Annotated in this window: 24 protein-coding genes; 18 read left to right on the top strand and 6 right to left on the bottom strand. The window is 72.8% G+C overall.

What is annotated here, in order from left to right:
* Positions 1–36: 36 nt before the first annotated feature.
* On the bottom strand, positions 37–903 hold the full coding sequence (locus tag J0911_RS15610; protein ID WP_207276392.1) for a hypothetical protein: 867 nt from the start codon (positions 901–903) through the stop codon (positions 37–39).
* A 547-nt stretch (positions 904–1,450) separates the two neighbouring features.
* On the opposite strand from J0911_RS15610, the gene J0911_RS15605 reads away from it, so the two are divergent.
* The 11 genes from J0911_RS15605 to whiA all read left to right on the top strand — a co-directional run bounded on the left by J0911_RS15605 (position 1,451) and on the right by whiA (position 12,974).
* Complete coding sequence (locus J0911_RS15605) at positions 1,451–2,545, top strand: C2 family cysteine protease (protein WP_207276391.1); 1,095 nt, start codon at positions 1,451–1,453, stop codon at positions 2,543–2,545.
* A gap of 32 nt (positions 2,546–2,577) precedes the next feature.
* Positions 2,578–2,865, top strand: a complete 288-nt coding sequence (locus tag J0911_RS15600) for a hypothetical protein (protein ID WP_207276390.1) — start codon at positions 2,578–2,580, stop codon at positions 2,863–2,865.
* Between the two features lie 76 nt (positions 2,866–2,941).
* Positions 2,942–3,436, top strand: coding sequence for an OsmC family protein (locus J0911_RS15595; protein WP_207276389.1), 495 nt, complete (start codon positions 2,942–2,944; stop codon positions 3,434–3,436).
* A gap of 75 nt (positions 3,437–3,511) precedes the next feature.
* Positions 3,512–3,745: a hypothetical protein gene (locus tag J0911_RS15590; protein ID WP_207276388.1), complete on the top strand. Its 234-nt coding sequence runs from the start codon at positions 3,512–3,514 to the stop codon at positions 3,743–3,745.
* Positions 3,746–3,851: 106 nt separating this feature from the next.
* Entirely contained in the window at positions 3,852–4,502 is a 651-nt protein-coding gene (locus J0911_RS15585; protein WP_207276387.1) for a YcxB family protein, read from the top strand.
* Between the two features lie 94 nt (positions 4,503–4,596).
* Positions 4,597–6,747, top strand: a complete 2,151-nt coding sequence (locus tag J0911_RS15580) for a HEAT repeat domain-containing protein (RefSeq protein ID WP_207276386.1) — start codon at positions 4,597–4,599, stop codon at positions 6,745–6,747.
* A 217-nt stretch (positions 6,748–6,964) separates the two neighbouring features.
* Positions 6,965–7,453: a YfbM family protein gene (locus J0911_RS15575; protein WP_242636865.1), complete on the top strand. Its 489-nt coding sequence runs from the start codon at positions 6,965–6,967 to the stop codon at positions 7,451–7,453.
* Positions 7,454–7,671: 218 nt separating this feature from the next.
* Complete coding sequence (gene uvrC, locus J0911_RS15570; protein WP_207276384.1) at positions 7,672–9,759, top strand: excinuclease ABC subunit UvrC; 2,088 nt, start codon at positions 7,672–7,674, stop codon at positions 9,757–9,759.
* Between the two features lie 28 nt (positions 9,760–9,787).
* Positions 9,788–10,720 carry an RNase adapter RapZ gene (gene rapZ, locus J0911_RS15565; protein ID WP_207276383.1) on the top strand — a complete coding sequence of 311 codons (933 nt, stop codon included), beginning with the start codon at positions 9,788–9,790 and terminating at the stop codon, positions 10,718–10,720.
* A 103-nt stretch (positions 10,721–10,823) separates the two neighbouring features.
* Positions 10,824–11,804: a gluconeogenesis factor YvcK family protein gene (locus J0911_RS15560; protein WP_207276382.1), complete on the top strand. Its 981-nt coding sequence runs from the start codon at positions 10,824–10,826 to the stop codon at positions 11,802–11,804.
* 189 nt (positions 11,805–11,993) lie between these two features.
* Complete coding sequence (gene whiA / locus J0911_RS15555) at positions 11,994–12,974, top strand: DNA-binding protein WhiA (RefSeq protein ID WP_207276381.1); 981 nt, start codon at positions 11,994–11,996, stop codon at positions 12,972–12,974.
* 72 nt (positions 12,975–13,046) lie between these two features.
* Here the strand turns inward: whiA and J0911_RS15550 are convergent, their stop codons facing one another.
* Genes J0911_RS15550 through J0911_RS15540 form a run of 3 tightly spaced genes read right to left on the bottom strand, consistent with a single transcriptional unit; the run spans position 13,047 to position 15,631 of the window.
* Positions 13,047–13,601, bottom strand: a complete 555-nt coding sequence (locus tag J0911_RS15550) for a hypothetical protein (protein WP_207276380.1) — start codon at positions 13,599–13,601, stop codon at positions 13,047–13,049.
* A gap of 12 nt (positions 13,602–13,613) precedes the next feature.
* Positions 13,614–14,762: a zinc-dependent alcohol dehydrogenase gene (locus tag J0911_RS15545; RefSeq protein WP_207276379.1), complete on the bottom strand. Its 1,149-nt coding sequence runs from the start codon at positions 14,760–14,762 to the stop codon at positions 13,614–13,616.
* Positions 14,750–15,631 carry an SDR family NAD(P)-dependent oxidoreductase gene (locus J0911_RS15540; RefSeq protein ID WP_207276378.1) on the bottom strand — a complete coding sequence of 294 codons (882 nt, stop codon included), beginning with the start codon at positions 15,629–15,631 and terminating at the stop codon, positions 14,750–14,752. The genes J0911_RS15545 and J0911_RS15540 overlap by 13 nt, the downstream gene beginning before the upstream one ends.
* A 166-nt stretch (positions 15,632–15,797) precedes the next feature.
* On the opposite strand from J0911_RS15540, the gene J0911_RS15535 reads away from it, so the two are divergent.
* Positions 15,798–16,256 (top strand): SRPBCC family protein, encoded by a 459-nt coding sequence (locus tag J0911_RS15535; RefSeq protein ID WP_207276377.1) that lies wholly within the window; start codon positions 15,798–15,800, stop codon positions 16,254–16,256.
* A 102-nt stretch (positions 16,257–16,358) separates the two neighbouring features.
* Here J0911_RS15535 and J0911_RS15530 read toward each other — a convergent pair whose 3' ends face one another.
* A complete protein-coding gene (locus J0911_RS15530) occupies positions 16,359–17,951 on the bottom strand; it encodes a phytoene desaturase family protein (protein WP_307865114.1) in 1,593 nt (530 codons plus the stop codon).
* A gap of 219 nt (positions 17,952–18,170) precedes the next feature.
* Positions 18,171–19,028: a UbiA family prenyltransferase gene (locus J0911_RS15525; RefSeq protein ID WP_207276376.1), complete on the bottom strand. Its 858-nt coding sequence runs from the start codon at positions 19,026–19,028 to the stop codon at positions 18,171–18,173.
* A 140-nt stretch (positions 19,029–19,168) separates the two neighbouring features.
* Between J0911_RS15525 and J0911_RS15520 the strand changes: the two genes are divergently transcribed.
* The 6 genes from J0911_RS15520 (at position 19,169) to J0911_RS15495 (ending at position 25,027) form a co-directional block, all read left to right on the top strand.
* On the top strand, positions 19,169–20,281 hold the full coding sequence (locus tag J0911_RS15520) for a type III polyketide synthase (protein ID WP_207276375.1): 1,113 nt from the start codon (positions 19,169–19,171) through the stop codon (positions 20,279–20,281).
* Position 20,282: 1 nt separating this feature from the next.
* Entirely contained in the window at positions 20,283–20,810 is a 528-nt protein-coding gene (locus J0911_RS15515; RefSeq protein ID WP_207276374.1) for an isoprenylcysteine carboxyl methyltransferase family protein, read from the top strand.
* Positions 20,807–21,928, top strand: a complete 1,122-nt coding sequence (locus tag J0911_RS15510) for an NAD(P)/FAD-dependent oxidoreductase (RefSeq protein ID WP_307865113.1) — start codon at positions 20,807–20,809, stop codon at positions 21,926–21,928. The genes J0911_RS15515 and J0911_RS15510 overlap by 4 nt, the downstream gene beginning before the upstream one ends.
* 209 nt (positions 21,929–22,137) lie before the next feature.
* Complete coding sequence (locus tag J0911_RS15505; protein ID WP_207276373.1) at positions 22,138–22,344, top strand: hypothetical protein; 207 nt, start codon at positions 22,138–22,140, stop codon at positions 22,342–22,344.
* Positions 22,344–24,074, top strand: a complete 1,731-nt coding sequence (locus tag J0911_RS15500; RefSeq protein ID WP_207276372.1) for an alpha-amylase family protein — start codon at positions 22,344–22,346, stop codon at positions 24,072–24,074. The genes J0911_RS15505 and J0911_RS15500 overlap by 1 nt, the downstream gene beginning before the upstream one ends.
* Positions 24,071–25,027, top strand: coding sequence for a TIGR03885 family FMN-dependent LLM class oxidoreductase (locus tag J0911_RS15495; protein WP_207276371.1), 957 nt, complete (start codon positions 24,071–24,073; stop codon positions 25,025–25,027). Before J0911_RS15500 ends, J0911_RS15495 begins: the two co-directional genes overlap by 4 nt.
* Positions 25,028–25,150 lie beyond the last annotated feature (123 nt).

The raw sequence follows: 25,150 nt of genomic DNA, 5'->3' as shown, positions 1-25,150 counted from the left end.
GTGGCGGCGCCTGGCGGCCGGGCGGGCAGGAAGCCGTCATACGACGTCGTAGTCGACCCAGATGCGGACCGCCGTTCGCTGTTCCGCCGTGCGTACCGTGCCGCTGAATGCCTGCGAGGCGAGGCGGGGCTTGGTGGGCTCGATCTCGACGGTGCAGGTCTGGCCGGCCATGGCCAGATGGTCGGCCTTCAGGCGGAACGCGCCGCATCGCCAGCGCGAGTCCGGGCCCGCGATGACGTCGAGCACGCGGTGGAACACCTCGAACGAGGCGTAGCTGGCCATCGAGACGGGCAGCGCAGGGAACCCGTCGAAGTGACCGCGACACATCTCGGCCTTGACCTCGAGTTTCGCGTTGCCCCGCTGTCCGTGGACGGACACGTCGCAGACCGGCATCGGGGCGGCGTACGGGTTCTCCGGGCTCTCGGCGTCGCTCTCCGTGGGTGGGCCCATGAGCCGGTGGAACACGGCAGCGGTCATGACCTTGTACTGCACGTCCATCCGGGCGACGAGAGCGCCTGCGGAATCTCGGAGTTCCGTGTGCACGACTGCCTGCCGGCGGTTCTGGCCCTGGACCACCGCGCTGCCGGTCAGCGGGCCGGGCGCCGGCGACTCGCCGGCCGGGTACATGCGGCCCACGGCGCGGTGGGCGAGGTAGAAGTGACGTCCGGCGGCCGGGTTGCTCGTGGCGGCCGCCGACAGGCCGAGGACCGCCAGGTGGCGGCCGACCTCACCGACGCCGATCACCTGGGTCTGGCGGCCGGGCGGTGCCTGGACGGGTATGACAGCGGTGGCACGCCCGGGCACGGTGCTGCGGAGATCCTCGAGGGCGTAGTACGGTCGCGTGACGCAGATGAGTGGTCCGATGTCGTCGTAGGTGGCCGTGGCGTCTGTGCTGGTCGGCACGGAAATCACCCCTGGGGTTTGCCGCGTGTGGGTAACTCCCTAAGACTCGCATACCCGGGCAAAGAGGTCCTAGGCCCTCGTGCCGATCGGCGTGTGAAATCCTTTACCGTCACCGAGTTCGCCGGTGGTGACGAGGCGTGCGCCGGCCGTAAAAAGTATGCCAAGCATCGCCCGACCGCCGCTCGGTCCGAGACCTGGAACCGGCGCGTCCATTGGCCCCCGACGGCCACGTCGCGCCCCGTGCGGGGCTCGGCCGCGCACGGTCCGGCCCGTGGGGCCGGGATCGCCGCCCTGTGACGAACGGCACATGCGCTCCTTCGCCATCGGTGGCTCGTCCTTCTCCGCGGTCGGTGGCCCTCCTTCGCCGGCAGGTGACCCCTCCTCCGCGGTCGGTGGCCCTCCCTCCGCCGGCAGGCGGCCCCGCCTCGCCGTCCGGCGGTATACCCCGAGGCGGACCCGTAGGCCATGGGGTGACGTCCCCGTCCGTGGTGGTGGTCGGCCCTCCGGCGGTGCTCTACAGTGATCCCGACGAGGGAGGATGTCGGGGATGTCGGAGATCTACGGTGCGGACATCGCGGCGCTGCGGGCGCTGGGTCACGCGATGGTCCAGCGGGGTGAGGTGCTCGAGACCGCTGTCGGCCGGGTCGCGGAGGCGGTGACCGGCACGGACTGGTTCGGCCCCGACCACGAGGGGTTCGTCGAGGAGTGGCAGACGACCCACGCCGCCGCCCTGCGCGCGGCGGCACGGGACCTCGCGGAGGCCGGCCGGCGCGCCGTCGAGAACGCGGACGACCAGGAGCGCACGAGCGACTCGTACGACGGCGCGGGCGGAGGCGCCGGCCCGTCGTCCCGTCCGGCCCCCGAGGGTACGGACCTGAGCTCGCGCGACGGCCAGGGTGACAAGGCCGTCGGCGACCTCGGAGACCTGGAGGACGCCGGGGAGGTGCCCCTCACCGACGAGGCCATCGACGCGAGCGAGATCGATCAGGGCAGCCTCGCGGACTGCTGGTTCCTCGCCTCGGCGGGCGCCATCGCCGAGCAGAACCCGGACTGGATCCGGGAGCACATCGAGTACGACGCCGAGGACGGAACCTACACCGTCACGTTCTACGAGGACGGCGAGCCGGTGGAGATCACCGTGGACTCGAACGTGTACGAGGGGGCCGCGGGAGACCCGAGCGGGGACCCGTCGTGGATCTCCATCTACGAGAAGGCCGCCGTGGAGTTCCTGGGCGGCGAGTACGACGACATCGAGTACGACAACCCGGCCAGGGCGCTCGAGATGATGACCGGTCAGAGCACGTCCAGCGACGATCTCGACCCGTTCTGGGCGTGGGACGACCCGCCGAGCCTCGAGTCGATCGGCGAGCGCCTGGAGAACGGGGAGCCGGTGGTGGCCTCCAGCCCGGACGGCGGTGGCTGGTTCGGCGACCCGCCACCGGACAAGGAGGTCGTGAACAATCACGTCTACACCGTCGAGAGCGTCTCGTCGGACGGCGAGACGATCACCCTCGTCAACCCGTGGGGTCCTGGTGGCGGCACGGGCTCGGACGGGGAGACCAAGCCCGGCACGATCACGATGACGGCGGACGAGTTCTACGAGAACTTCGCCACCGTGACCTACGGCGGGTCGATGTCGTGACCGGCACCGGTGAACGAGCGGGAGGAGCGGCCATGGCCGACGACAGGGCCGGGCGACCGGTCGTCCGGATCAAGCAGAGCGCGCAGCTGCGGATCGGCGCCGCACGGATCGGCGTCATGATCGCCGGGCCGCGCGAGGGGGTGCCGACGGCGCGTCTCCTCGTGCGCTCGGACGACGGCGGGCGGGCCACGGTCGACGTGGAGCTCGGCGGTCGCGTGGACCTGTTCGGTGAGGGTGAGCTGGAACTCGTCGGCGTGGAGGGTGGCCGCACCCCGAGGGAGAAGAGCGCCGTCACGGTGCGCCACATCCCGCCGGCGTGAGCGGGAGGAACCGCGCCGGGCTGCGCGTCCCCGCGAGTCGTGGCCCCGGTCACATCACGTGGTTAGGGTGATCCCCATGAGCGGAGCCACGCATGACTATGCCGTCGAGGTGACCTGGACCGGAGCGGGGGACACGGGGACGTCGTCCTACACCGCGTACTCGCGCGACCATGACGTCCTGCTGGCGCACAAGCCACCGCTGCCGGGTACGGCCGACCCGGCCTTCCGCGGGGACCCGGGCCGGTACAGCCCGGAGGAGCTGTTCGTGGCGAGCCTCAGCCAGTGCCACATGCTGTGGTTCCTCCACCTGGCTGCCGCCAGCGGGCTCGTGGTGCGGGAGTACACGGACTCGGCGACCGGCACGATGCGTGTCGAGTCCCGCGGCGAGGGGCAGTTCACGGACGTGACGCTGCATCCGAAGATCGTGGTTGACGAGGGTGAGATGGCCACGGACGAGCAGGCTGAGGTGCTGCACTTCCGCGCTCATGACATGTGTTTTCTGGCGCGTTCGGTGAACTTCCCGGTGCTGGTCGAACCGGCACCCATCGTGGCGGCCGTCGAGCGCGCCTGAAGATCGGCCGCTGTGGGCCGTCCTGGGCTGGTAGCGGGCCGGGAGACGCTCGGCCGACACCCGATGATCCGAGCGATGACTCAAGAGCTGACCGGGGACACGACGCTGGACGCCGAGGAGCGCGGGATGCTCGTCGAGCAGATGTCAGTCGAGTCACGGGCCGCGGCTGTCGAGGAGCCCAAGGCTTTCGGCAAACTGCGCCAGGGCATCGAACTCGTCTCCCTCGACGTTCTCATCGATCGCTTCGAGGAACGGATAGCAAGCCTGCGCAGGCGGAGGCGATCTGGCAGCACGTCGAACCGGAGCTGACAACCCTCGCGTGCGTGCCCCGGCTGAGGGGTCGCGGTGGTCAGCCTGCTCGGCACTTTCGGTATCGCGACACGTGCGCTGGTGAGGGGCTGCTGGCAGGATCCGCGTGAAGCGTCCGCACCGCGACGATCACGGTGCCTGCGAGTTCGTGATACGCACGGCGGCGAAGATGAATGGATGTAGGGGCTCGTCGATCCTGGCGTGCTGTGACAGGATTGCCCGGGTGCATCCTGAGAGCTCGACGTCCGAGCAGGTGATCGAGGCGCGGTGGAGTCCTGAGCGGGGCGACGTGAGGGAATTCGTGCGGCTTTCTGTGCCGCGCGGAATAGTTCCGTTCTTCACGGTGCTCGTCGTGCTCGGGCTGTTCCTGGCCGTGGGCTGGCGGAACGATCTTGTAGGAACCGCGTTTTCCCTAACACTTGTGACGGCCTCGCTGGTGGTTGTCCTCTGGGCTTCCGTTCTGGGCCCGGTTCTGGGAGCGCGACGGCTCTGGCGCACACAGCCAGGGGCTCGGCGTGCCACGACCTGCCAGATCAGCCCGGACGGCATCACCCTGGACCAGGACGGGGCGACATCGACATACAGCTGGAGCGCGGTCTCCGTTGCACTTGAGAGCAAGAGAGCGTTCCTGCTCTACGTCTCACACACCATCCTGCCGACACCGATTCTGATTCCCAAGCATGCGCTGCTCCCCGAGGCCGTCGAGGCTGCCCGCGATCTCATCGCGACTCGTGTCTCGCGATACCAGAAGCGCTGAGTTCCCATGGATTTGGACGCGGCCCGACTGACGGTAGTTGATGGGCTTCCGGTGGGTGCCGCCGAAGACCGCCATCAGCGGATAGGCTCACGCGGTGCTCGACGACGTAGACACGATCACCTGGAGTGACCTGAGCGGAGCCTACGGGCCTGCGGGTGATGCGGCCGAGATCTTGCGTGGGCTCGCGTCGCCGGAGGAGGACGTTGCCGGCGAGGCGTTGGATGAGTTCTTCTCCTCGATCTGGCATCAGGGGACGGTCTATCCCGTAACCGCCGCCGCAGTGCCGTTCGTGGTGGACCTGGCCGCGGGCCGCGCCGTTCATCACCGGGATGCCTTGTGCTTCGCGCTGGGTGGGTTCGGGGACCCGCGCGTGAGTGATGGCAGCGCTCTGCCCGCGGTCCGGGAGGCCTTGCGAGCCCATGCGGATGCGCTCCTGCCGCTGCTCGCGGATTCCGACAGTGCGGTGCGGGAGGCAGCCACCTACGCGGTTGCCCACTCGGGTGCTGAGGGCGCCGCGTCGGCTCTGGCCGCGCGGTGGGAGGTCGAGGAAGACGAGCAGGTCCGGGCGGGGATCGTGCTGGGGTTGTGCGCGGTCGACCCCGGCGCCGGCCTCCCGTTGGCCGAGGCCGTGCTGCGTGGCCCGTTCCCGCTTCCCCTCGCGGCGGCTCACGCGCTCCTGGACGCCGGCCGCGTGGTCCCTGTCGAGGCGCTCGGAGACCTCGCGCCCGCGATCGGCCGGGAGGCGGAGTGGGGCGGGGCGTGGACCGAGTCCTTCGCCGGGGACGACGGAGTGATAGAGCGCCTCGACGCTGCTGCCGCACGGACCGTCGTCTCCCTGATGGGGACCGGCTCCTCGGAGAGTCGCATCCGCCAGACGCAGAACCTTGCCCGCCGTGCGCGTGCCAGCCGGTCGGCCGCACGGGAGTCCGTCGGCCACCTGCACGAGCTTCTGGCCGAGGACGATGCCGGGGTCGTGGCCGCTGCGGTCGAGGCCGCTGCCCAGACCGGTCACGCGGCGTCCGGTCTGGCGCCGGAGTTGGCGCGCCTGGCGCTCGGGGACGTCGTCGACCACCGCGGCAGCGCGAACATGGCCATCGCTGTCCTGATCCGGCTGCGAGACCGCCGCGTCGTGCCAGCCCTGGTCCGGGCGTGGGGACGCGGCCGGTCACCCGACGCGCTGCGGCTGCTGGGCGACAACCTCCCGGCGTTCGACCCGGACTTCCTGGCAGCCGTTCGTGACCGACTGGCGACCCTCCTGGCCGCTTCCGAGATGGAGCGTGCCGAGTGGGCGACACCCGCCGGCTGGCCGAACGGCCCCGGTCCGCTGATCGCGGTTCTGCGCGGTTGGGGGCCGGCCGCGGCACCGGCCCTCGACGTCCTCATCGACGCCCTCCCTGCTGCCCCGTTCGCCGTTCCGGCGGCGCTGGCCGCGATCGGCTCGGACGCCCGTGACGCCGAGACCGTGCTCCGCGCGGCGGCCGACGGCGACGGGCTCACCGCGCTGCGGGCAGCTCACACCCTGCACCGGGTGTGCGGCGACTCCGGACCGCTGGTCGCGGCGGGCGCGAAACTCCTGGACACCGGGCAGCGGATCACCGACTGGGACCTGAATCTCGTCGCCGACGCCGGACCCGATGCGGCGCCCCTGGCACCTCGCCTGCGAGCACACCTGACAGGCGAGGCCGCCGAGACCTACCCCGACCGGGAGCTCCAGGTCGCCGCAGCCCGCATCCTGTGGCGCGCGACCGGGGACCTCGACGCCGTGGCCCCGACCTTGAACGCGGTACTGGAGGCGGGGGACAGGCCCGCCGCCCGAGCGGCCCAGCTGTGCGCCGAGTTCCCGCCCGAGTTCCTCGGGCCGTTCCTTCCCGCACTGCGTGGCCTGGTCGAGAAGACCGAGTCGTTTCGCGCCAATGCACGTGTTCCGGCGGCGCGAGCACTCTGGCGTGCCGGCACTGGCACCCCAGGTCTGGTCCCACGGCTCCTCGAAGAGGTCGCGAGCCCATGGGGCAGCACCGACGCCGTCGACCTGCTCACCGAGATGGGTGATCCCGCCGCCGTTCCCGGACTGCGGGCCCTCGCCGAACAGGACGCTCGCATCGTCACCTCTGGCGACTGGCACAGCCTCGTGTGGGACGACGACCACCTACGCCAGCGTATCCACGACGCGATCACCGCCCTGCGCGCCGCAAGGAGCGGTGCAGCGCCGACGTCCAGCCCACGGCACGGGCAAGGTCCCGAGTAGCAGGACCCGAGCCTCAAGCGGACCGAGCGACGGAACTGAGACCGATCAGATCCCGTTCGACCTACCACGACGGGTCGGGTCACCTGCTCGGCGGTTCCAGGGACCGCACGGCTCGGCGGGCACGAGCAGGCGCAGCAATTCGCTGGCGCCAGCTCGACCTCGGGGCGTCGAAGCCAGCTCGGATACCGTCCGAGGCGTTAGGGTCTGATCGGTGAGCATGATCGGTGAGTACTTCCGGCTCGATCCGCAGGATCTGGACAAGGCATTGGCCGATCCGGGATGGGCCGAGCGGTTGATCGAAGAGCTGTACGACGCTGAGGATCGCGGGGAGACGCGAGATTCTCGGTTGTTCGACATCGACAAGGCATGGCACGGGATCGCATTCGCCCTTGAGCGCGCCGATGTCGACACAGCCGTGATCTACGGTGACGCACAAGTGCCAGGTGCTGGCGACTGGGGTTACGGTCCGCCGTCGTCCCTGACACCCGGGCGGGTTCGCGAACTGGCCGGCAAGCTGAACGAGCTGGACCCGAAGACGATCGTCCGCGCCGTGCCGCGGAAGGAGTTCACGGCGTCCGACATCTACCCGGCAACGGGCTGGGATGACGAGGATCTCGACTACCTGGCCCACTGGCTAGAGAAGCTGATCACCTTCTACGGCCAAGCCGCCGACGCCGAAATGGGCATGCTCGTCTGGCTCGACTGACTGACTGGCGCCGCTCTCTTCGATACGTTCTGGGAAAGATATGAGGCTCGTGCCCCACGCGATGTGCTTCATCGCCCGTTCGGTGAACTTCCAGGTGCTCGTGGAACCGGCCCCGCTCGCGACCGCCGCGGCGTAGGGCGCGCGGTCCCGGCCGGGTCCGGGCGCGTCGACAGTCACCTGGCCGCGCGTTGTCAGACACCTGGCCTAGGGTTCAGGGCATGGCAGATCCGGCCACCTACCGTCCCCGTCCCGGCGAGATCCCGAACTCCCCGGGCGTGTACCGCTTCCGTGACGAGCACGGGCGAGTGATCTACGTCGGCAAGGCGAAGAACCTGCGCCAGCGCCTGTCGAACTACTTCCAGGACCTCGCCAACCTGCACCACCGTACGCGCACCATGGTGACCACGGCCGCGTCGGTGGAGTGGACGGTCGTGGGAACCGAGGTGGAAGCACTCGCGCTCGAGTACACCTGGATCCAGCAGTACGACCCGCGGTTCAACGTGAAGTACCGGGACGACAAGTCGTACCCGTACCTGGCGGTGACGCTCGGTGAGGAGATCCCGCGCGCACAGGTGATGCGGGGCGCCAAGCGCAAGGGCACCCGGTACTTCGGGCCGTACGGCCACGCCTGGGCGATCCGCGAGACGCTCGACCAGGTGCTGCGGGTCTTCCCCATCCGCACCTGCTCCGCCGGCGTGTACCGGCGCGCTGCCCGGTCCGGACGGCCGTGCCTGCTCGGCTACATCGACAAGTGCTCGGCCCCCTGCGTGGGGCGCATCAGCCCTGAGGACCACCGCGCGCTCGCGCTCGACTTCTGCGACTTCATGTCCGGCGAGACCAAGCGCTTCGAGAAGCGGCTGACCAGCGAGATGACCGAAGCCGCCGAGGCCATGGAGTACGAGCGCGCCGCCCGGCTGCGCGACGACATCGAGGCACTGCGCCGCGCCACCGAGAAGAACGCGGTGGTGCTCGGCGACGGGACCGACGCGGACGTCTTCGCGCTGGCGGGCGACGAACTGGAGGCCGCCGTGCAGGTGTTCCACGTCCGCGGCGGGCGCATCCGAGGACAGCGCGGGTGGGTCGTGGAGAAGGTGGAGGACGTCTCGGACGCCGAGCTCGTCGAGCACCTGCTCCAGCAGGTCTACGGGGCCGTCGCGGACCTGGAGGCGGCGTCCGGTACCGACGAGGAACCGGCCGCCCCGCGCCGTCCGGACCACGAGGCGCGCCGTCGGCGCGGAGACGAGGCGCCGAGCGACGCCGTGCCGCGTGAGGTGCTGGTCCCCGTGCTGCCGCCGGACCCGGGACAGGTCACCGCGTGGCTGACGGGCCTGCGCGGAGCCCGCGTGGACCTGAGAGTGCCGCAGCGTGGTGACAAGAAGGAACTCGCGGCCACGGTCCTGCGCAACGCCGAGCACTCACTGGTCCTGCACAAGACGCGCCGCGCCGGGGACCTGACCACCCGCAGCCAGGCACTCCAGGAGATCCAGGAGGCACTCGACCTCGACAGCGCCCCGCTGCGCATCGAGTGCTACGACGTCTCCCACACCGGCGGCACCTACCAGTCGGCATCCATGGTCGTGTTCGAGGACGGGCTGCCCCGCAAGAGCGAGTACCGCACGTTCAGCATCCGCGGGCCCGAGGGCGACGGCGCACGCGACGACACCGCCGCCATGCACGAGGTGATCACCCGGCGCTTCAAGCGCTATCTCGCCGACCGGCTCAAAGCCGGCGACGTCGAGCTCGCGTCGGGCGAGGTCGACCCCGACGACGCTCCGCCCGAGGACACGAAGAGGTTCGCCTACCCGCCGAGCCTCGTCGTCGTCGACGGCGGTCCGCCTCAGGTCGCGGCCGCCGCGCGTGCCCTGGCCGACCTCGGCGTGACCGACGTCGCCCTGTGCGGGCTCGCCAAGCGGCTCGAGGAGGTGTGGATTCCCGGCGACGACTACCCGGTCGTGCTGCGGCGCTCGTCGGAGGGCCTCTACCTGCTGCAGCGCGTGCGTGACGAGGCCCACCGCTTCGCGATCCAGGCGCACCGCAAGCGGCGCAGCAAGGGCATGGTCGCGTCCGTGCTGGACGACGTCCCCGGACTCGGCCCCGCCCGCAAGAAGGCCCTGCTGGCACACTTCGGTTCGGTCAAGAAGCTGCGCGCGGCCACCGCCGAGGAGATCGCGACCGTCCGGGGCATGGGCGCGGCCACGGCGGCCGCCGTCGTCCAGGCGCTCGCGGGCACCGGAGGCGCGCGAAACGGTGGAGCGAACGCGCAGGACACGGCGGCAGCGGCCGCCGGCGAGGCGGAGCAGCGGTGAGCCCGCGGGGCCTGGCATGCTGGGACACATGAACGAACCGTCCCCGACGACCGCACCGTCGGGCATCGCGGCGATCGACGCGGACGCCCCCGCCCCCGCAGATCCCCAGCCCGAGGTCCTCATCATCACGGGCATGTCCGGCGCCGGGCGGTCCCACGCCGCGGCCGTGGTGGAGGATCTCGGCTGGTACGTGGTCGACAACCTGCCGCCGATGATGCTCGTCCCGCTGGTGGACCTGATGAGCAAGGGCTCGACGATCGACTCCGTCGCGGCGGTGGTCGACGTGCGCGGCAGAGAGTTCTTCAGCGAGCTCGACAAGGTGCTCGCGCACATGAGCGAGCGTGACGTCGCCTATCGCATCCTGTTCCTCGAGGCGTCGGACGAGGTACTGGTACGGCGTTTCGAGCAGGTCCGCCGCCCGCACCCGCTGCAGGGTGACGGGCGGATCCTCGACGGCATCACGGCCGAGCGCTCGCTCCTGGCCAGCATCAAGGAACGTGCCGACATCGCGATCGACACCTCCGACCTGTCCGTGCACGACCTCTCCCGGGAGATCCGGCGGTCCATCGCCGATCCCGCGCAGGAAACGCTGCGCATCACGCTGCTCTCGTTCGGCTTCAAGTACGGCATACCCCTGGACGCGGACCACGTGGTGGACGTACGGTTCCTGGCCAACCCCTACTGGATCACCGAGTTGCGGCACCTGACCGGCCACGATGCTCCGGTACGGGACTACGTGCTCGCCCGGCCCGGTGCGGTCGAGTTCGTCGACCGGTACGCGTCGGCCCTCGAACCCGTCCTCACGGGCTACCTCGAGGAGGAGAAGCGCTACGCCACGATCGCCGTGGGCTGCACGGGCGGCAAGCACCGCTCGGTCGCGATGGCGGACGCCATCGCGGATCGCCTGCGCGCGGCCGGGCATCGCGTGCGGGTCTCGGCACGCGACCTCGGACGTGAGTGAGAGCGCCGACGTCGACGACGGGCTCGGAGAAGGACCGGGGTACGGGACGTACCCGGCGTGGCCGAGCGCGTGAAGATGTCACTGGAGGGGCAGGAAGGTGCCGATGAGGCCAGAGTGGAGCAAGAACCCCGCCGTCGTGGCGCTCGGCGGAGGGCACGGCCTGTCGGCCACGCTGTCCGCCCTGCGGCTCATGTCCGACCGGCTCACCGCCGTCGTCACCGTGGCCGACGACGGCGGGTCGTCCGGGCGGCTGCGCGACGAGCTCTCGGTCCTGCCCCCGGGGGATCTGCGCATGGCGCTCGCCGCGCTGTGCGACGACTCCGAGTGGGGCCGCACGTGGAGCGCGATGCTGCAGCACCGGTTCCGGTCCGACGGCGGCCTCGACAACCACGCTGTGGGCAACCTGCTCATCGTGGCGCTGTGGGAGCTCCTCGGTGACCCGGTCGCCGGGCTCGACTGGGTGGGCAAGCTGCTCGGCGCCCGGGGACGTGTCCTGCCGATGGCGTCCGTACCGCTCGTCGTCGAGGCGGACGTACGGCGCGAACCACACGAGCCCGCTCCCGGGCGGTCCGCGGTCGAGACCGTGGTGGGGCAGAGCCGCGTCGCCGTCACGGACGGACGCATCGAACAGCTGCGACTCGTCCCTTCGGACCCGCCCGCCAGCCCCGAGGCGGTCGAGGCGGTCCTGGAGGCCGACTGGGTGGTCCTGGGACCGGGATCCTGGTACTCGTCGGTACTGGTCCACCTGCTGGTGCCGGAACTGGCACAGGCCCTGCACGAGACGACGGCGCGCAGGTGCGTCACACTCAACCTGTCGGCCGACGGCGGGGAGACCGCGGGACTGACCGCCGTCGACCACCTGGAGGCGCTCCACAAGCACGCGCCGGGACTGCGGATCGATGCCGTGGTGGCGGACCCGTCAGCCGTGGAGGACGTGTCGGACCTCCACGACGCCGCCGGACGCATGGGCGCGAAGCTCCTGATGCGGCAGGTGCGGCGCGGCGACGGCACCGCACGGCACGACGCGCTGCGCCTGGCGGCGGCGTACCGGGACGTGTTCGAGGACGTCTTCGGGGACGTCTGACGCGCCGCGAGGGACCAGTGGTACGTCGCGGGCCGGTCCGGCCGGGAGGCGAGCGCTCGGGGCCCGTGGCGCCGGCGCACTCGCCCGTGCCGGGCCGGGACGGCGGCGGGCAACACGCCGGGACATTTCACTCGCTCCTCCGCGATTCTCCCCGTGGCAAGACGGGGAGTCCGTGGCAGGATGGCGGCCATGGCGCTCACGGGACAGGTCAAGGAGGAGCTCGCACGCGTGCGGGTGGCGAAGACGTCGTGCCGCAAGGCCGAGGTGTCCGCGACGCTGCGGTTCTCCGGTGGGCTGCACATCATCTCCGGGCGCGTGGTGATCGAGGCGGAGCTCGACAACGAGTCGGCCGCCACGCGGCTGCGTCAGGCGATCCACGAACTGTACGGGCACACCAGCGAGCTGATCGTGGTCCAGGCGGGCGGCATCAGGAAGTCGTCGCGGTTCGTGGTCCGGGTGGTGCGCGACGGCGAGTCGCTGGCCCGGCAGACGGGCCTGCTCGACGCGCGCGGCCGCCCGGTGCGCGGCCTGGCGCCGGAGGTCGTGTCGTCGGGAGTCGCGGAGGCCGAGTCGGTGTGGCGGGGCGCCTTCCTGGCGCACGGCTCGCTCACGGAGCCGGGACGGTCCATGTCGCTGGAGATCACGAGCCCCGGGCCCGAGGCGGCCCTCGCGCTGGTCGGTGCCGCGCGGCGGCTCGGTGTCTCGGCGAAGTCGCGGGAGGTGCGCGGTGTCGACCGGGTGGTGGTCCGGGACGGCGACGCGATCGCGACGATGCTGCGCCGGATCGGCGCCTCCGAGACGCTGAAGGTGTGGGAGGAGCGGCGCGCGCGGCGCGAGGTGCGGGGCACGGCGAACCGCCTGGCCAACTTCGACGACGCGAACCTGCGCCGCTCCGCGCGGGCGGCGGTCGCGGCCGGGGCGCGTGTGCAGCGTGCCTTCGAGATCCTCGGTGACGACGTGCCGGACCACCTGAGGCAGGCGGGTGAGCTGCGGCTGGCCCACAAGCAGGCCTCTCTCGAGGAGCTGGGGCGGCTGGCGGACCCGCAGCTGTCCAAGGACGCGGTGGCCGGGCGTATCCGCCGGCTCCTCTCGACCGCGGACAAGCGCGCCGCGGAGCTCGGGGTCCCCGACACGGAGTCGGGCCTGAGCCCGGACCTGCTGGACATCTGAGCCGTCACGGCCCCGCCCGCCGCATGCTCGCGGCCCGCTTGCCGCACGCTCAGCGGCCCGCTCGCCGCGCGCTCAGCGGCCCGCCCGCCGCCCGGCCATGCGTCGCACGGCTCTGCCGGCGAGCACACCGGCGAGGATCCACGACCCCACGGTCAGGGCGCGGCCGAGGGGACTGCGGCGCGGACGAGGGCGGCGCGGTGTGCTCGACGGCCCCCGGTGCGGCTCCGTGCCGGTCACCGCGGCTTCGGCGCGGGAACCGCGGCTCGAGGTGAGACGGCCCTCGACGGCGTCGACCCGGTCCGCCGCGATGAGCAGGAGCCAGCGGACCGTACGGCCCTCGCCGAAGCGCCGGTAGGAGAACCGGCGGATCACGCCCGACAGTCCTCGGGTCGGCGCCGCGGTCCCGAAGACAGGCGTCAGCCGGGCGTGCTCGATGGAGCGTTCCCGCGGCCGGCGTTCCTCCTGCTGCTCGGGCAGGTCCCAGTGCGCTCCCGTCGCCGGGTCGCGCACCTCGCGAGGGACGGCGGGCCGGTCGGCGGGGTCCAGGTCGGCGCCCCAGCCGGGGATACGGTCACGCAGCTGTTGCGGTGTCTCGGGCAGCGGTGGCTTGTCGGCCGTGTACGGCATGGTCGTCTCCCGTCAGGCGGTGCCCGGCACGACGAGCGGTTTGATGCAGCCGTCGAGCTTGGCGGAGAACATGTGGTATCCCTCGGCGATGTGTTCCAGCGGGATGCGGTGGGTCACGACGTCGTTCGGTTTGAGGTATCCGTTGCGCATGTGCTCGAACAGGCGGGGCCACTGCCGCTTCACCGGTGTCTGGTTGGCGCGCAGGGTGAGGCCCTTGTTCATCGCGTCGCCGAACCGGACGGCGGTGGGGACGGGGCCGTAGACCCCCATGACCGACAGGGTGCCGCCCTTCCGGGCGGTGTCGATGGCCCAGTTGAGGGCGATCGGGGACCCTCCCTGGAGCTTGAGCCTGGTGCCTGTCACGTGCTGGAGCAGGTTGCCGTCGGCCTCGGCGCCGACGGCGTCGATCACCCGGTCGGCTCCGAGCATGCCGGTGGCGCGCTTCAGCTCGACGACGATGTCCTTGTGCCGCGTGAAGTCGTACGTCTCGGCGTGGGCGAACGAGCGCGCCTTGGCCAGGCGGTCCTCCACGTGGTCGACGACGATGACGCGACCCGCTCCCATCAACCAGGCCGACCGGGCGGCGAACAGGCCGACGGGCCCGGCACCGAAGACGACGACGACGTCTCCTTCGGCGATGTCGGCCAGCTGGGCGCCGAAGTATCCGGTGGCCAGCGCGTCCGTGCACAGGACGGCATCCTCCTCGTCCATCCAGTCGGGCACGATCGCCGGTCCCACGTCGGCGAACGGCACGCGCACGTACTCGGCCTGTCCGCCGTCGTAGCCGCCGGTGGTGTGGGAGTAGCCGTAGATCCCGCCCGCCGCGGTGGCGTTCGGGTTCACGTTGTGACAGTTCGAGTACAGGCCCCGCGCGCAGAAGAAGCAGGTGCCGCAGTAGATGTTGAAGGGCACCATGACGCGGTCGCCGACGGCGAGGTCGCGTACCGACGGACCGACCTCGTGCACCACGCCGACGAACTCGTGGCCGAACGTCGAACCGACGCGGGTGTCGGGCATCAGACCGTGATAGAGATGCAGGTCCGACCCGCAGATGGCCGCCGTCGTGACCCGGACGATCGCGTCGTTCGGGTGTTCGATGCGCGGTATGTCCTTCTCCTCGACGCGGATGTCGTACGGTCCGCGGTACGTCATGGCTCGCACGGTGGCCTCCTTCTCCGGCGGGGCCGGGCGTCCAGGCTCACATCGTCGGCGCCCAGTCGCACCACGGACGTGTCCGTACGGCTCGCGTCCGCGGCGGGCGGCGGTGTTCCCGGCGCGTAGAACCACCCGTGGAACGCCGTGCGCACGGACTGGGGAAGCACTCTGGCGATCGCGACCATCGCCCGCGCCTGGACACCGGGAGCCACCTCGGCCCGTCCGTCGTGGAGGGCGTCGACCGCCCGGCGCGCCACCATCGCCGGCCTGGACTTCGGTGCCCGCCCGATATGCGTACGCTGCATCTCGGCCGCGCGGAAGAACGGCGTCCGCGTCGCCGCGGGCAGCACCGTCGTCACGGTGACGCCGGTGCCGGCGAGTTCGTGGCGCAGCGACCAGGCGAACGACCGCAGGAACGCCTTCGACGCGCCGTACGTGCCGAACAGCGGTGCGGGCATGGCCGCGGCGATCGACGACGTGACCAGGAGCCTTCCGTCGCCGCCCGCGACCAGGCCCGGCACGACGAGGTGCGCCAGGTGCACCACGGAACGAACGTTCAGGTCGACGAGCCGTAGCTCGTCCCGGAGGGGCGAGTGCGCGAAGGGTCCGTGGACGCCCACGCCCGCGTTGAGGACGAACGTGCGTATCCCGAGACGCCGCGCACGGGCGGCGGTCTCCTCGACGCCGGCGGGTACGGCCAGGTCGGTCTGGAGGCCCAGCACCGGCACGTCGGTGTTCTTGCGCAACTGTCGAACGGCCTCGTCCACACCGCGTTCGGCCACCACCAGCACGCCGTGCCCTCGCCGCACGAACTCGCGCGCGATCGCGAGACCGATGCCGCTGGACCCGCCGGTGACGAGTGCGATCTCGTTCATCGGGCGTTCCCTCTCCGGGTTCGCTCCTCGTCTCGAAGCTCTCCCGCCGACTCTAGGCAAGAGGGGTGCGACCCGCATCCCGCGTGCGGCGGACCCCACCGGGCGTTGCGCCGATCTCCTCGCGCGCCGGGGTTGCCGGTACCCGGCGCTCCGTTACCGTGAACGAATGGTGACCGTGACACGGGCCGCCCGGTGCGCTCCCGGCGATGTCCTGGAAGTGCTCGCCGACGGCTGGTCGTACTCGAGCTGGGTCGTCGGTACGGCGCGGATCCGCGCGGTCGACAGGACCTGGCCCGAGCCGGGTACGCGCATCCTCCACTCCGTCGGCGCCTGGCCCATGCTGCTCGACGACGAGACCGTCGTTCGGGCGTGGGACCCGGAACGCTCGATCGAACTGCAGGCGAGAGGGTGGCCCGCGGGCGAGGCACGCGTCCTGATCGAGGTCGCGCCGTCGCCGTCGGGCAGCGGATGCCGGGTGAGGGTGACGGAAGATGCCGACAGGGGGCCCGGCACGCTCGTCCCGCGGCCGCTGCGCACCGGGGTGATCGGGCCGCGGAACGTCGAGACCCTGCGCCGGCTGACCCTCCTCGCGGAACGCCGGGCTCCCACGCCACGGTCGCACTGACCGCACGACTCCGGCCACCGCCCGCGGCTGCGGCTGCGCCGCACGACTCCGCCCACCGCCCGTGCGACGGGTGCGCCTCGGGTCGAGCAGGGCCGCACGCCGTCAGGCGTCGTTCAGCAGCCGCCCCCACGCGCTGCGCGCGAGCGCCCGCGGAAGCTTGCCCCACGGGTTCGACGCGGCGAGCGCGGCACGTGCGGCGTTCCAGCCGCACGCGCCGTGCACGCCTCCACCGGGGTGGGCCGAGGCGCTCGCGAGATACAGGCGCTCGACCGGCGTCTCGGGCCGGCCGCGTCCCGTGGTGGGCCGGAACATCAGCTCCTGGTGGATCGCCGACGTCCCGCCGTTGATCGCGCCTCCGACCAGGTTGGCGTCCGCCGCCTGGAGGTCCGCCGGACTCTGCACGGACCGGCCGGCCACGGCGTCCCGGAAGCCGGGCGCGACCCGGTCGAGGGCGTCCTCCATGCGGTCTCGTTGCCGTGCCACGGCGCCGGCGGTCCACTCGATGCCGTGGGGCACGTGGGTGTAGGCCCACGCGGACTCCGTGCCGCGGGGCGAGCGTGTCGGGTCCGACGTCGTCATCTGCCCGAGGACCAGGAAGGGCCGGTCCGGAATCTCGTTCTTGGACAGCGCGGCGGCGACGTCGACGAAGCCGGGTCCGTCCACGCCGAGATGAACCGTCCCGGCCCCCCGCGCCTCGCCGGCCGCCCACGCGAACGGGCGGTCGAGCGCCCAGTTGATCTTGAAGGTCGGATGGTCCCACTGGAACCGGTCGAGGTCTCGCACGAAACGCGGCGGCAGGTGCGCCGTCCCGACGAGATCCCGGTACAGGGCGGGCGCACTGACGTCGGCGAGCACCGCACGCCGGGCACGGACATGGTCACCGTGGGCCGTTCTGACACCGACCGCGCGCCGGCCCGCCACCACCACTCGCTCGACACGCGTTCCGGTGCGGACCTCCCCGCCTCCTGCGCGCACTCGCGCGGCCAGCGCGTTCGCAAGGGAGCCGGCTCCGCCCACCGGCACGGGAAACCCGACGTCCTGGCCGAGCATGGTGAGCAGCCAGCCGAACAGACCGCTCCCGGCCGCGTCCGGCGGGACATCGGCGTGCATGGCGTTGCCGGTGAGCAGGAGTCCGCCGCCCGCGCCGCGAAAGTTCTCGTCGGCGAGGCGGCGCACGGGCGTCACCGCGAGACGGGCGAGGTCCAGCGCTCCCGCGGCCCCCGCCCGGCGCAGCAGCCGCAGTGCCGGGCCTGCGGCGGGCAGCGGGCTGAACAGCGCGTCGAGCAGTGGTTCGCGAACCCGGGTCCAGCCGGCGAACATCCGGAGCCACGCGTCGCCGTCCCCCGGGGCCTCCGTCTCGAGGTCCGCGGCCGTGTCCTCCGGTGCGGTGCGCAGCACGGCGGCCGCGCCGTCGTCCAGGACGTGGGCGAGCACCGACGGCGCCCGTGACCAGGCGAGTCCGTGATCCTCCAGGTGCAGGCCGCGGATCACCGGGGAGGCCGCCGCGAGAGGGTAGAACGCGGAGAACAGGTCGGTCCGGAACTCCGGTGCGGCCACCTCGGCCGTCCGCACGGCGCCGCCGAGGGAGTCCTGCTCCTCCAGCACGAGGACGTCCCAGCCCGCGTCCACGAGCGCGTTCGCCGCGACCAGCCCGTTGGGCCCCGCGCCGACGACCACCGCGTCGACGGTCCTCACCGGAGGGCCAGGACGGCCCGGGCCCGGCCGGTCCGCCCGATCAGGTGTCCCGTCGCCGGACGGTGCCTGCGGGCCGGAGTCGTCCGGCATCCACGATCGCCTCCTTGGTCGGCTGGGTCCAGCGTGCCCACGATCGGCGGCGGTCGCCAGCCCGCGGGCCGGGCCGCGCGGCGGGACACCGGACGCCTGCCGCCGTCGTCCCCGACGGGGACCGGGAGGTCACGGCACGACCGCGATGTCCGCGGTGGCCAGCGCCAGCAGGGCCACGCACACCACCGCGACGCCCATGCTGAGACCGAACGGCGCCCGGCTGTGCGGCCGGGTGAGTGCCGTGACGCCCGCCGTGAGCGCGAGGCCGGCGGCGAGGACGCCTCCCGCCCACTCCACGGGTCCTGGTGCGCCGGCCGGACCCAGTACCACCACGCCGGCCGCCGGCATCAGGAGGCAGGGAGCGAGCACGCCGGACGCGCGGCGGCCGAGCCGGTGCGGCAGGCCTCGCACCCCGGTCGCCGTGTCGTCCTCCAGGTCGGGAAGCGTGTTCGCGACATGTGCCCCCACGCCCAGCAGGGCGGCGGCGGCCACGGCCCAGCCCGCGGGGACGCGCGGCCCGGGGGCGGCGAGGACGACGAAGACGGCCAGCAGCCCGAACGACAGCGCGTAGGGAGCCCAGGACCAGGCGGTCGCCTTGAGCCGGGCGTTGTACGCCCACGCTCCGGCCACCGCCACGAGGTGGACCGCGCCGGGTGCGATGCCCAGCGCCAGCGACGCGACCACGCACACCGCGAGCGCCGCGAACGCGGCCGTGCGCAGGGTGCGGGCGGTGACGAGGCCGGCCACCACGGGCTTGTCGGTACGTCCGACGGCGGTGTCCCGCGCGGCGTCGATCCAGTCGTTGGACCATCCGACGGAGAGCTGGCCGGTGCCGACCGCGACCGTGACGACCGCGACGGTGGCCGCGCCGGATCCGAGTGCCACGGAGAGCGCGGCGGCCAGACCTGTCACGACGGCGGCCGGGGCGGCGTGGGAGGCCAGCAGCAGACCGCGGGCGAGGGCGCGGGTTTCCGTGCCGGAGGTCATGGGCGGCACGCTAGTCGTGCGCCGCCGTCGGCGCGCGGGGTGCGCACTCGGCGGGGGGGCGTACGCCGCCGTCCCGGGCACGGGACGTGGTACGGCGTGCTCGGCGCGCGGGTGGGCGGGTCCTGCGTCAGGATGCTGAGATGTCGTGCGTCGTGGCCGTGGAGCCGGTGCTGCCGGGGCACGTGTATGCCCAGGAGGCGATCACCGAGGTCGTGGGGCCGCTGGTGGCACCGGACCCGGGCCGGGCTGCGCTGTTGCGGCGCCTGCACGGGAGCGCCGGGGTGGATCATCGTCACCTGGTGCTGCCGCTGGAGGAGTACGCGGGGCTGCGGTCGCTGGGCGCCACCAACGCGGTGTTCGTCCGTGAGGGTGCGGCCCTGGCCGAGCGCGCGTGCCGGCGGGCGCTGACCGCGGCCGGGCTCGAGCCGGGGGACGTCGACCACGTGTTCGCGACCTCGGTGACCGGGGTGGCGGCTCCGTCCCTGGACGTCCTGCTGTCCGAGCGCCTGGGGCTGCGCGGCGACGTGCGCCGGACGCCATCGTTCGGCCTGGGGTGCGCGGGCGGGGCGGGCGGGCTGGCGCGCGTCCACGACCACCTGCTGGGCCATCCGCGCGACGTGGCGCTGCTGGTGTCGGTCGAGCTGTGCTCGCTGACCCTCCAGCACGACGACGACTCGATGGCGAACCTCGTGGCGTCCGGGCTGTTCGGCGACGGCGCGGCCGCTGTCGTCGTCGTGGGGTCCGGGCACCCGCTGGCACGGGCCGCGCGCGCCCGCACCGTGGCGGATCCGTCCGCCGCCCGGCCGCGCCCGGCCCGTCTGGTCGATACGCGCTCGCACCTCTACCCGGGGACCACGGAGGCGCTCGGCTGGGAGGTGCGTGACAGCGGGTTCGCGATCGTGCTGTCCGCCGGGTTGCCGGACCTGCTGAGGGCGCATCTGCCCGCCGATGTGAAGGGACTGCTGGTCGAGCACGGGCTGACGCCGGCCGAGGTGCCGACCTGGGTCGTGCACGCCGGTGGGCCGAAGGTGATCGACGCCGTGCGGGACGCCCTCGGGCTGCCCGAGGCGGCCGTCCGGGAGAGCCGGGCGAGTCTGGCATGCGCGGGGAACCTGTCGTCGTCGTCCGTGCTCGATGTCCTGGCCAGGACGCTCGCGAGGTCGGAGGCGCCGCCGGGCTCGCCCGCGGTGCTCATGGCGTTCGGCCCGGGCGTGGCCTGTGAACTGGTGCTCCTGCGACTGGAAGGGCGCTGAGATGCTGGGGTTCTACGTGGTGCTCGTGGCCGCCACGGCGGTGGAGCGGCTCGCCGAGCTCGCCGTGTCGGCGCGCAATGCTCGATGGTCCTTCGCGCGCGGCGGCGTCGAGTCGGGAAGGGGGCACTTCCCGGCGATGGTGGCCCTGCACAGCGGACTGCTGGTCGCGTGCGTCGTGGAGGCCGTGGTCGCCGGCCGGCCCTTCCTGCCGTGGCTGGGTGTGCCGATGCTCGTCCTGGTGCTCGCCGGGCAGGGGCTGCGGTGGTGGTGCGTGGCCACGCTGGGGTACCGCTGGAACACGCGCATCATCGTGGTGCCGGGGCTGCCGCTGGTCTCCGGGGGACCGTACCGGTGGCTGCGCCATCCGAACTACGTGGCCGTCGTGGTCGAGGGCATCGCGCTCCCGCTGGTGCACACCTGCTGGATCACGGCCACGTGCTTCACCGTGCTCAACGCGGTGCTGCTGGGCCGCTTCCGCATCCCGGCCGAGGAGCGTGCGCTGCGGCTGGTCACCGGCGGGTCCCGGTGACCAGGACGGGCCGCGGTGGCCTGGACGCGGACGTCGTCGTGGTGGGTGCCGGACCGGTCGGGCTGGCCGCGGCGATCCATGCGCGGGCCGCGGGACTCGACGTGCTGCTCGTGGACCGGCGCACGGGCACCTTCGACAAGGCCTGCGGGGAAGGGCTGCTCCCGGGGGCGCTGCGGGCCGTCCAGGCGCTCGGCGCCGACCCGCCCGGGTATCCGCTCTCCGGGATCAGCTATCGCTCGCGCGGGCACCGTGCCGACCACCGGTTCACCGACGGCCCCGGCCGGGGCGTGCCGCGCACGGCGCTGCACGCGGCCCTGTGGTCCCGCGCCGCCGACGTGGGGGCGAGGTTGCTGCACGCCCGCGTCACGACGCTGCGCCAGGACGCCGGGGGCGTCGAGGTGGACATCGTGCCCGGCGCTGCCGCGACGAGCCGGGGCGGCGAGCGTGCTCGGGCCACGCTCCGGGCGGGCTGGCTCCTCGGTTGCGACGGCCTGCACTCCACGACCCGCCGGCTCGCGGGGCTCGATGCGGCCCCCGGGCGGCACGGCGGCCGGGCGGTGCGCCGCCGGTACGGCCTGCGGCGCCACTTCCGGGTACCGCCGTGGAGCGAGCTCGTCGAGGTGCACTGGTCGCGAGACGCCGAGGCGTACGTGACGCCGGTGGGTGCCGACACCGTCGGCGTCGCGCTGCTCGGGCCTCGCGAGGCGCTGCCCTCCGGCGACGGGTTCGAGGCGGTGCTGCGCTCGCAGTTCCCCGAACTCCGTGCCCGGCTGACGGGCGCGTGGGCCGGGCCGGTGCTGGGCGCCGGGCCGCTGCGCCGGCGGTCGCTCCGGCGCGCGGCAGGGCGGGTGCGGCTCGTGGGCGACGCGTCGGGCTACGTCGACGCCCTGACGGGCGAGGGGGTCCGCGTGGGCCTCGCCCAGGCGGACGCCGTCGTCCGGCACCTGGACGACCCCGTCGCGTACGAGCGCGCGTGGCACTCGGCGACGCGCGACTACCGGGCGCTCACCAGCGGCCTGCTCGCCTGGGCGTCCAGCCCCGCCCGTCCGGCGATCGTGCCCGCTGCGGCGCGTGTGCCGTGGCTGTACGGCACGGTGGTCGAGCGACTGGCCCGGTGACCGCGATCCGCCGTCGGACCCGCCGGCCCGGCGTGCCGGAGCGAGCGGAGGCGGAGGACTCCGCCGGGCGGAGCGGGCCGGGCGCGGTGCCGCGCGTCCACCGGGCACACGTCCGGTTCCGGCGAAATGCGAGCGGCGTCGTCCCGTGGCACGGTGCGAGAACAAGCCGCGGTCCAGCACCGGCCACGCCCCGTGGACAGGAGACGACCATGACCGACCAGCCTGGCTATGACCCCGCCGAGGACCCGGACAGCGACCCCGAGCAGCTCAACCCGCGCACCGGAGCGGCCGCCGGGAGCGACGACGACGAGTCCTCCACCCCGCGCGAGCAGCGCGCGGACGGCCAACCCGACCAGGACACCGACCCCGCGTCCCAGAACCCCCGTACCGGCGGGCACGCCGGTTCCGAGGGCTGATGGCGCGTATGCACTCGTCCTGGTACACCGACGCGGTCGTCTACCAGCTCGACCCGCGCCTGTTCGTCGACTCGGACGACGACGGGTGGGGCGACCTTCCGGGCGTCATCGAGCGCCTGCACTACCTGCGAGGGCTCGGCGTCACGTGCGTGTGGCTCCTGCCGTTCTACGTCTCGCCGTTCCGGGACGGCGGCTACGACGTGGCCGACCACCTGGCGGTCGATCCCCGGCTGGGCGACCTGGCCGACGTCGCGCGGCTCCTGGAGACCGCCGACGACCTCGGCCTGCACGTGCTCGTGGAGCTCGTCACGCAGCACACCTCCGACCAGCACCCGTGGTTCCAGGAGGCGCGCCGGGACCGCGACTCGCCCTACCGCGACTACTACCTGTGGTCCGACGAGCCGCGCGACGACATCGAACCGATGTTCCCGGACGTGCAACCCCGCACCTGGACGTGGGACGAGGAGGCGCAGCAGTTCTACCGGCACGCGTTCTACTCGCACGAGCCCGACCTCGCGCTCGACAACCCCCGGGTGCGCGACGAGCTGTACCGCATCGTGTCGTTCTGGCTGCGCATGGGTGTCTCCGGCTTCCGGGTGGACGCGGTGCCCCTGATGCTCGAACGAGCCCGGGCCGCCCGCCCGGACACCGACGGGCAGTGGCTCGTGCGGGACCTGCAGGCGGCGGTGTCCGCGCAGCGTTCGGGCGCGGTGCTGCTCGGGGAGGTCGACGTCGAGCCGGACCGGTACGCCGACTACTTCGGTACCGACGGTGAGCACGGCATGACCATGCTGCTCGACTTCTGGACGAACAACCACCTGTTCCTCGCCCTGGCGCGCGGCCGCGCGGAACCGTTGGAGCGGGCCCTGCGCACCCAGCCGGAGCCGCCGTCCGGGGCGACGTACGCGCACTGGCTGCGCAACAACGACGAACTGGACCTGGAGCGGCTCAGCACGGAGGAACGGCAGGAGGTGCTCGACACGTTCGCGCCCGAGGACTCCATGCGCGTCTACCATCGCGGCATCCGCCGTCGTCTGGCCCCGATGCTCGAGGGCGACCCACGGCGTCTCGCGATGGCCCACGCGGTGCTGTTCTCCCTGCCCGGGCCTCCGGTGCTGCGCTACGGCGACGAGATCGGGATGGGGGACGACCTCGGCCGGCCGGAGCGCGAGGCCGTGCGCACGCCCATGCAGTGGTCCACGACGCCGTCCGCCGGCTTCTCCCGCGCCCCGCGGGACGCGTTCGCGGCACCCGTGATCACCGGTCCCTACGGGCCGGACCGGGTGAGCGTGGACGAGCAGAACGTCCGCGACGGCTCACTCCTGCGCCGGGTCGGAGGCCTCGTGCGCGCCCGGCTCGGCCTGAGCGAGCTGGGGCGGGCGCGTCCGGTGCCGTGGGACGTCGGGGCACCGTCCGTGCTGGCCCTGCGCTACCAGGTGGAGCAGTCCAGCGTGCTGCTGCTGGCGAACCTCGCCGACGAACCGGTCGTCGCCACCCTCCCCGACACCGAGATCTCCGCCCTGCGTGAGGGCGCGGCGCGCTACGTCGACGTGCACGTCGACCAGGACTACCCGGCGGTGGAGGCGGACGGCCGCATCCCCCTGGCGGGGTACGGGTACCGCTGGCTGCGCCGCACCGTCGACGGCGGCTCGGGCAGCGGCGACGGTGGCAGCTCGGGCGCACGAGGGACCAGGGGCGCCGGCGACCGCGGGAGCGAGGGCGACGCGTGACCGTCGTCGGCTTCCACGTCTCCCACGAGCAGCTGCATCCGGTCGAGGGGCTGCGTGTGGCGCGGCTCGCGCAGGACGCCGGGTTCGACGCCGCCATGTGCTCCGACCACCTCGCGCCGTGGAGCGCACGGCAGGGCCAGTCCCCGCTCGCATGGTCGTGGCTCGGTGCGGCGCTCGCCGTGACCGGCCTGTCGTTCGGCACGGTCTGCGCGCCGGGCCGGCGTTACCACCCGGTCGTCGTGGCGCAGGCGATCGCCACTCTCGGCGCGATGTTCCCCGGCCGGTTCTGGGTGGCGCTGGGCTCGGGGGAGAACCTGAACGAGCACGTGACGGGGGACCCGTGGCCGCCGAAGGCCGAGCGGGACGGCAGGCTGGAGGAGTGCGTCCAGGTGATCCGCGCGCTGCTGCTCGGCCAGGAGGTGGACCACGCCGGTCTGGTCGTCGCACGCGAGGCCCGGTTGTGGACGCTGCCCGACGTCGTGCCTCCGCTGCTCTGCCCGGCGCTGACACCGGCGACGGCACGGCGGCACGCCGCCTGGGCGGACGGCCTGATCACGGTCAACCAGCCCGTGGGCGAGCTGCGCCGGATCATCGAGGCCTACCGCGAGGAGGGAGGCGCGGGCGACGTGACCGTCCAGGTCCACCTGTCGTGGGCGCCGACGACGGCGGAGGCGGAGGCGGTGGCGCTCGACCAGTGGCGCACCAACACCGGCGCCCCCGACGTCGTCGCGGACATCCCGACGACGCGCGCGTTCGACGTGCGCAGCCAGGACGTCGGGATCGAGCAGGTCCGGCGCGCCGTGCTGGTCTCCGCGGATCTCGGCGAGCTGACGGCGCACCTGGCCGCCCTGCGCGACGCGGGCGCCGACCGTCTCTACCTGCATCATGTCGGGCGCCGGCAGGACGAGTTCGTCGCGGCGTTCGGCGAGCACGTCCTGCCGGCGCTGCGGTGACCCGGTGGGCTGCCGGTCCGCCTCACGAGCGACGTTCCGGCGGTCGCGGAAACGAGGATCCCGGACAGGAAGCCCGGGAACTTACTAGATAGGCTAGACATCACCCTGGCCGGCCGCCTGCGC

This window comes from Myceligenerans salitolerans (assembly GCF_017349295.1).
GTDB classification, from domain to species: Bacteria; Actinomycetota; Actinomycetes; order Actinomycetales; family Cellulomonadaceae; genus Myceligenerans; species Myceligenerans salitolerans.
The sequence above is the reverse complement of the archived record's forward strand: the minus strand, read 5'-3'. Positions and strand labels throughout refer to the sequence as shown.

What these genes read in the sequence shown, in the direction of transcription:
- J0911_RS15590 (WP_207276388.1), top strand. Translation starts at nt 3,512, where the DNA reads ATGACTCAAGAGCTGACCGGGGACACGACGCTGGACGCCGAGGAGCGC.
- J0911_RS15515 (WP_207276374.1), top strand. Translation starts at nt 20,283, where the DNA reads ATGCTGGGGTTCTACGTGGTGCTCGTGGCCGCCACGGCGGTGGAGCGG.
- J0911_RS15600 (WP_207276390.1), top strand. Translation starts at nt 2,578, where the DNA reads ATGGCCGACGACAGGGCCGGGCGACCGGTCGTCCGGATCAAGCAGAGC.
- J0911_RS15575 (WP_242636865.1), top strand. Translation starts at nt 6,965, where the DNA reads ATGATCGGTGAGTACTTCCGGCTCGATCCGCAGGATCTGGACAAGGCA.
- J0911_RS15505 (WP_207276373.1), top strand. Translation starts at nt 22,138, where the DNA reads ATGACCGACCAGCCTGGCTATGACCCCGCCGAGGACCCGGACAGCGAC.
- J0911_RS15550 (WP_207276380.1), bottom strand. Translation starts at nt 13,601, where the DNA reads ATGCCGTACACGGCCGACAAGCCACCGCTGCCCGAGACACCGCAACAG.
- J0911_RS15540 (WP_207276378.1), bottom strand. Translation starts at nt 15,631, where the DNA reads ATGAACGAGATCGCACTCGTCACCGGCGGGTCCAGCGGCATCGGTCTC.
- rapZ (WP_207276383.1), top strand. Translation starts at nt 9,788, where the DNA reads ATGAACGAACCGTCCCCGACGACCGCACCGTCGGGCATCGCGGCGATC.
- J0911_RS15595 (WP_207276389.1), top strand. Translation starts at nt 2,942, where the DNA reads ATGAGCGGAGCCACGCATGACTATGCCGTCGAGGTGACCTGGACCGGA.
- uvrC (WP_207276384.1), top strand. Translation starts at nt 7,672, where the DNA reads ATGGCAGATCCGGCCACCTACCGTCCCCGTCCCGGCGAGATCCCGAAC.
- J0911_RS15535 (WP_207276377.1), top strand. Translation starts at nt 15,798, where the DNA reads ATGGTGACCGTGACACGGGCCGCCCGGTGCGCTCCCGGCGATGTCCTG.
- J0911_RS15500 (WP_207276372.1), top strand. Translation starts at nt 22,344, where the DNA reads ATGGCGCGTATGCACTCGTCCTGGTACACCGACGCGGTCGTCTACCAG.
- J0911_RS15560 (WP_207276382.1), top strand. Translation starts at nt 10,824, where the DNA reads ATGAGGCCAGAGTGGAGCAAGAACCCCGCCGTCGTGGCGCTCGGCGGA.
- whiA (WP_207276381.1), top strand. Translation starts at nt 11,994, where the DNA reads ATGGCGCTCACGGGACAGGTCAAGGAGGAGCTCGCACGCGTGCGGGTG.
- J0911_RS15525 (WP_207276376.1), bottom strand. Translation starts at nt 19,028, where the DNA reads ATGACCTCCGGCACGGAAACCCGCGCCCTCGCCCGCGGTCTGCTGCTG.
- J0911_RS15520 (WP_207276375.1), top strand. Translation starts at nt 19,169, where the DNA reads ATGTCGTGCGTCGTGGCCGTGGAGCCGGTGCTGCCGGGGCACGTGTAT.
- J0911_RS15605 (WP_207276391.1), top strand. Translation starts at nt 1,451, where the DNA reads ATGTCGGAGATCTACGGTGCGGACATCGCGGCGCTGCGGGCGCTGGGT.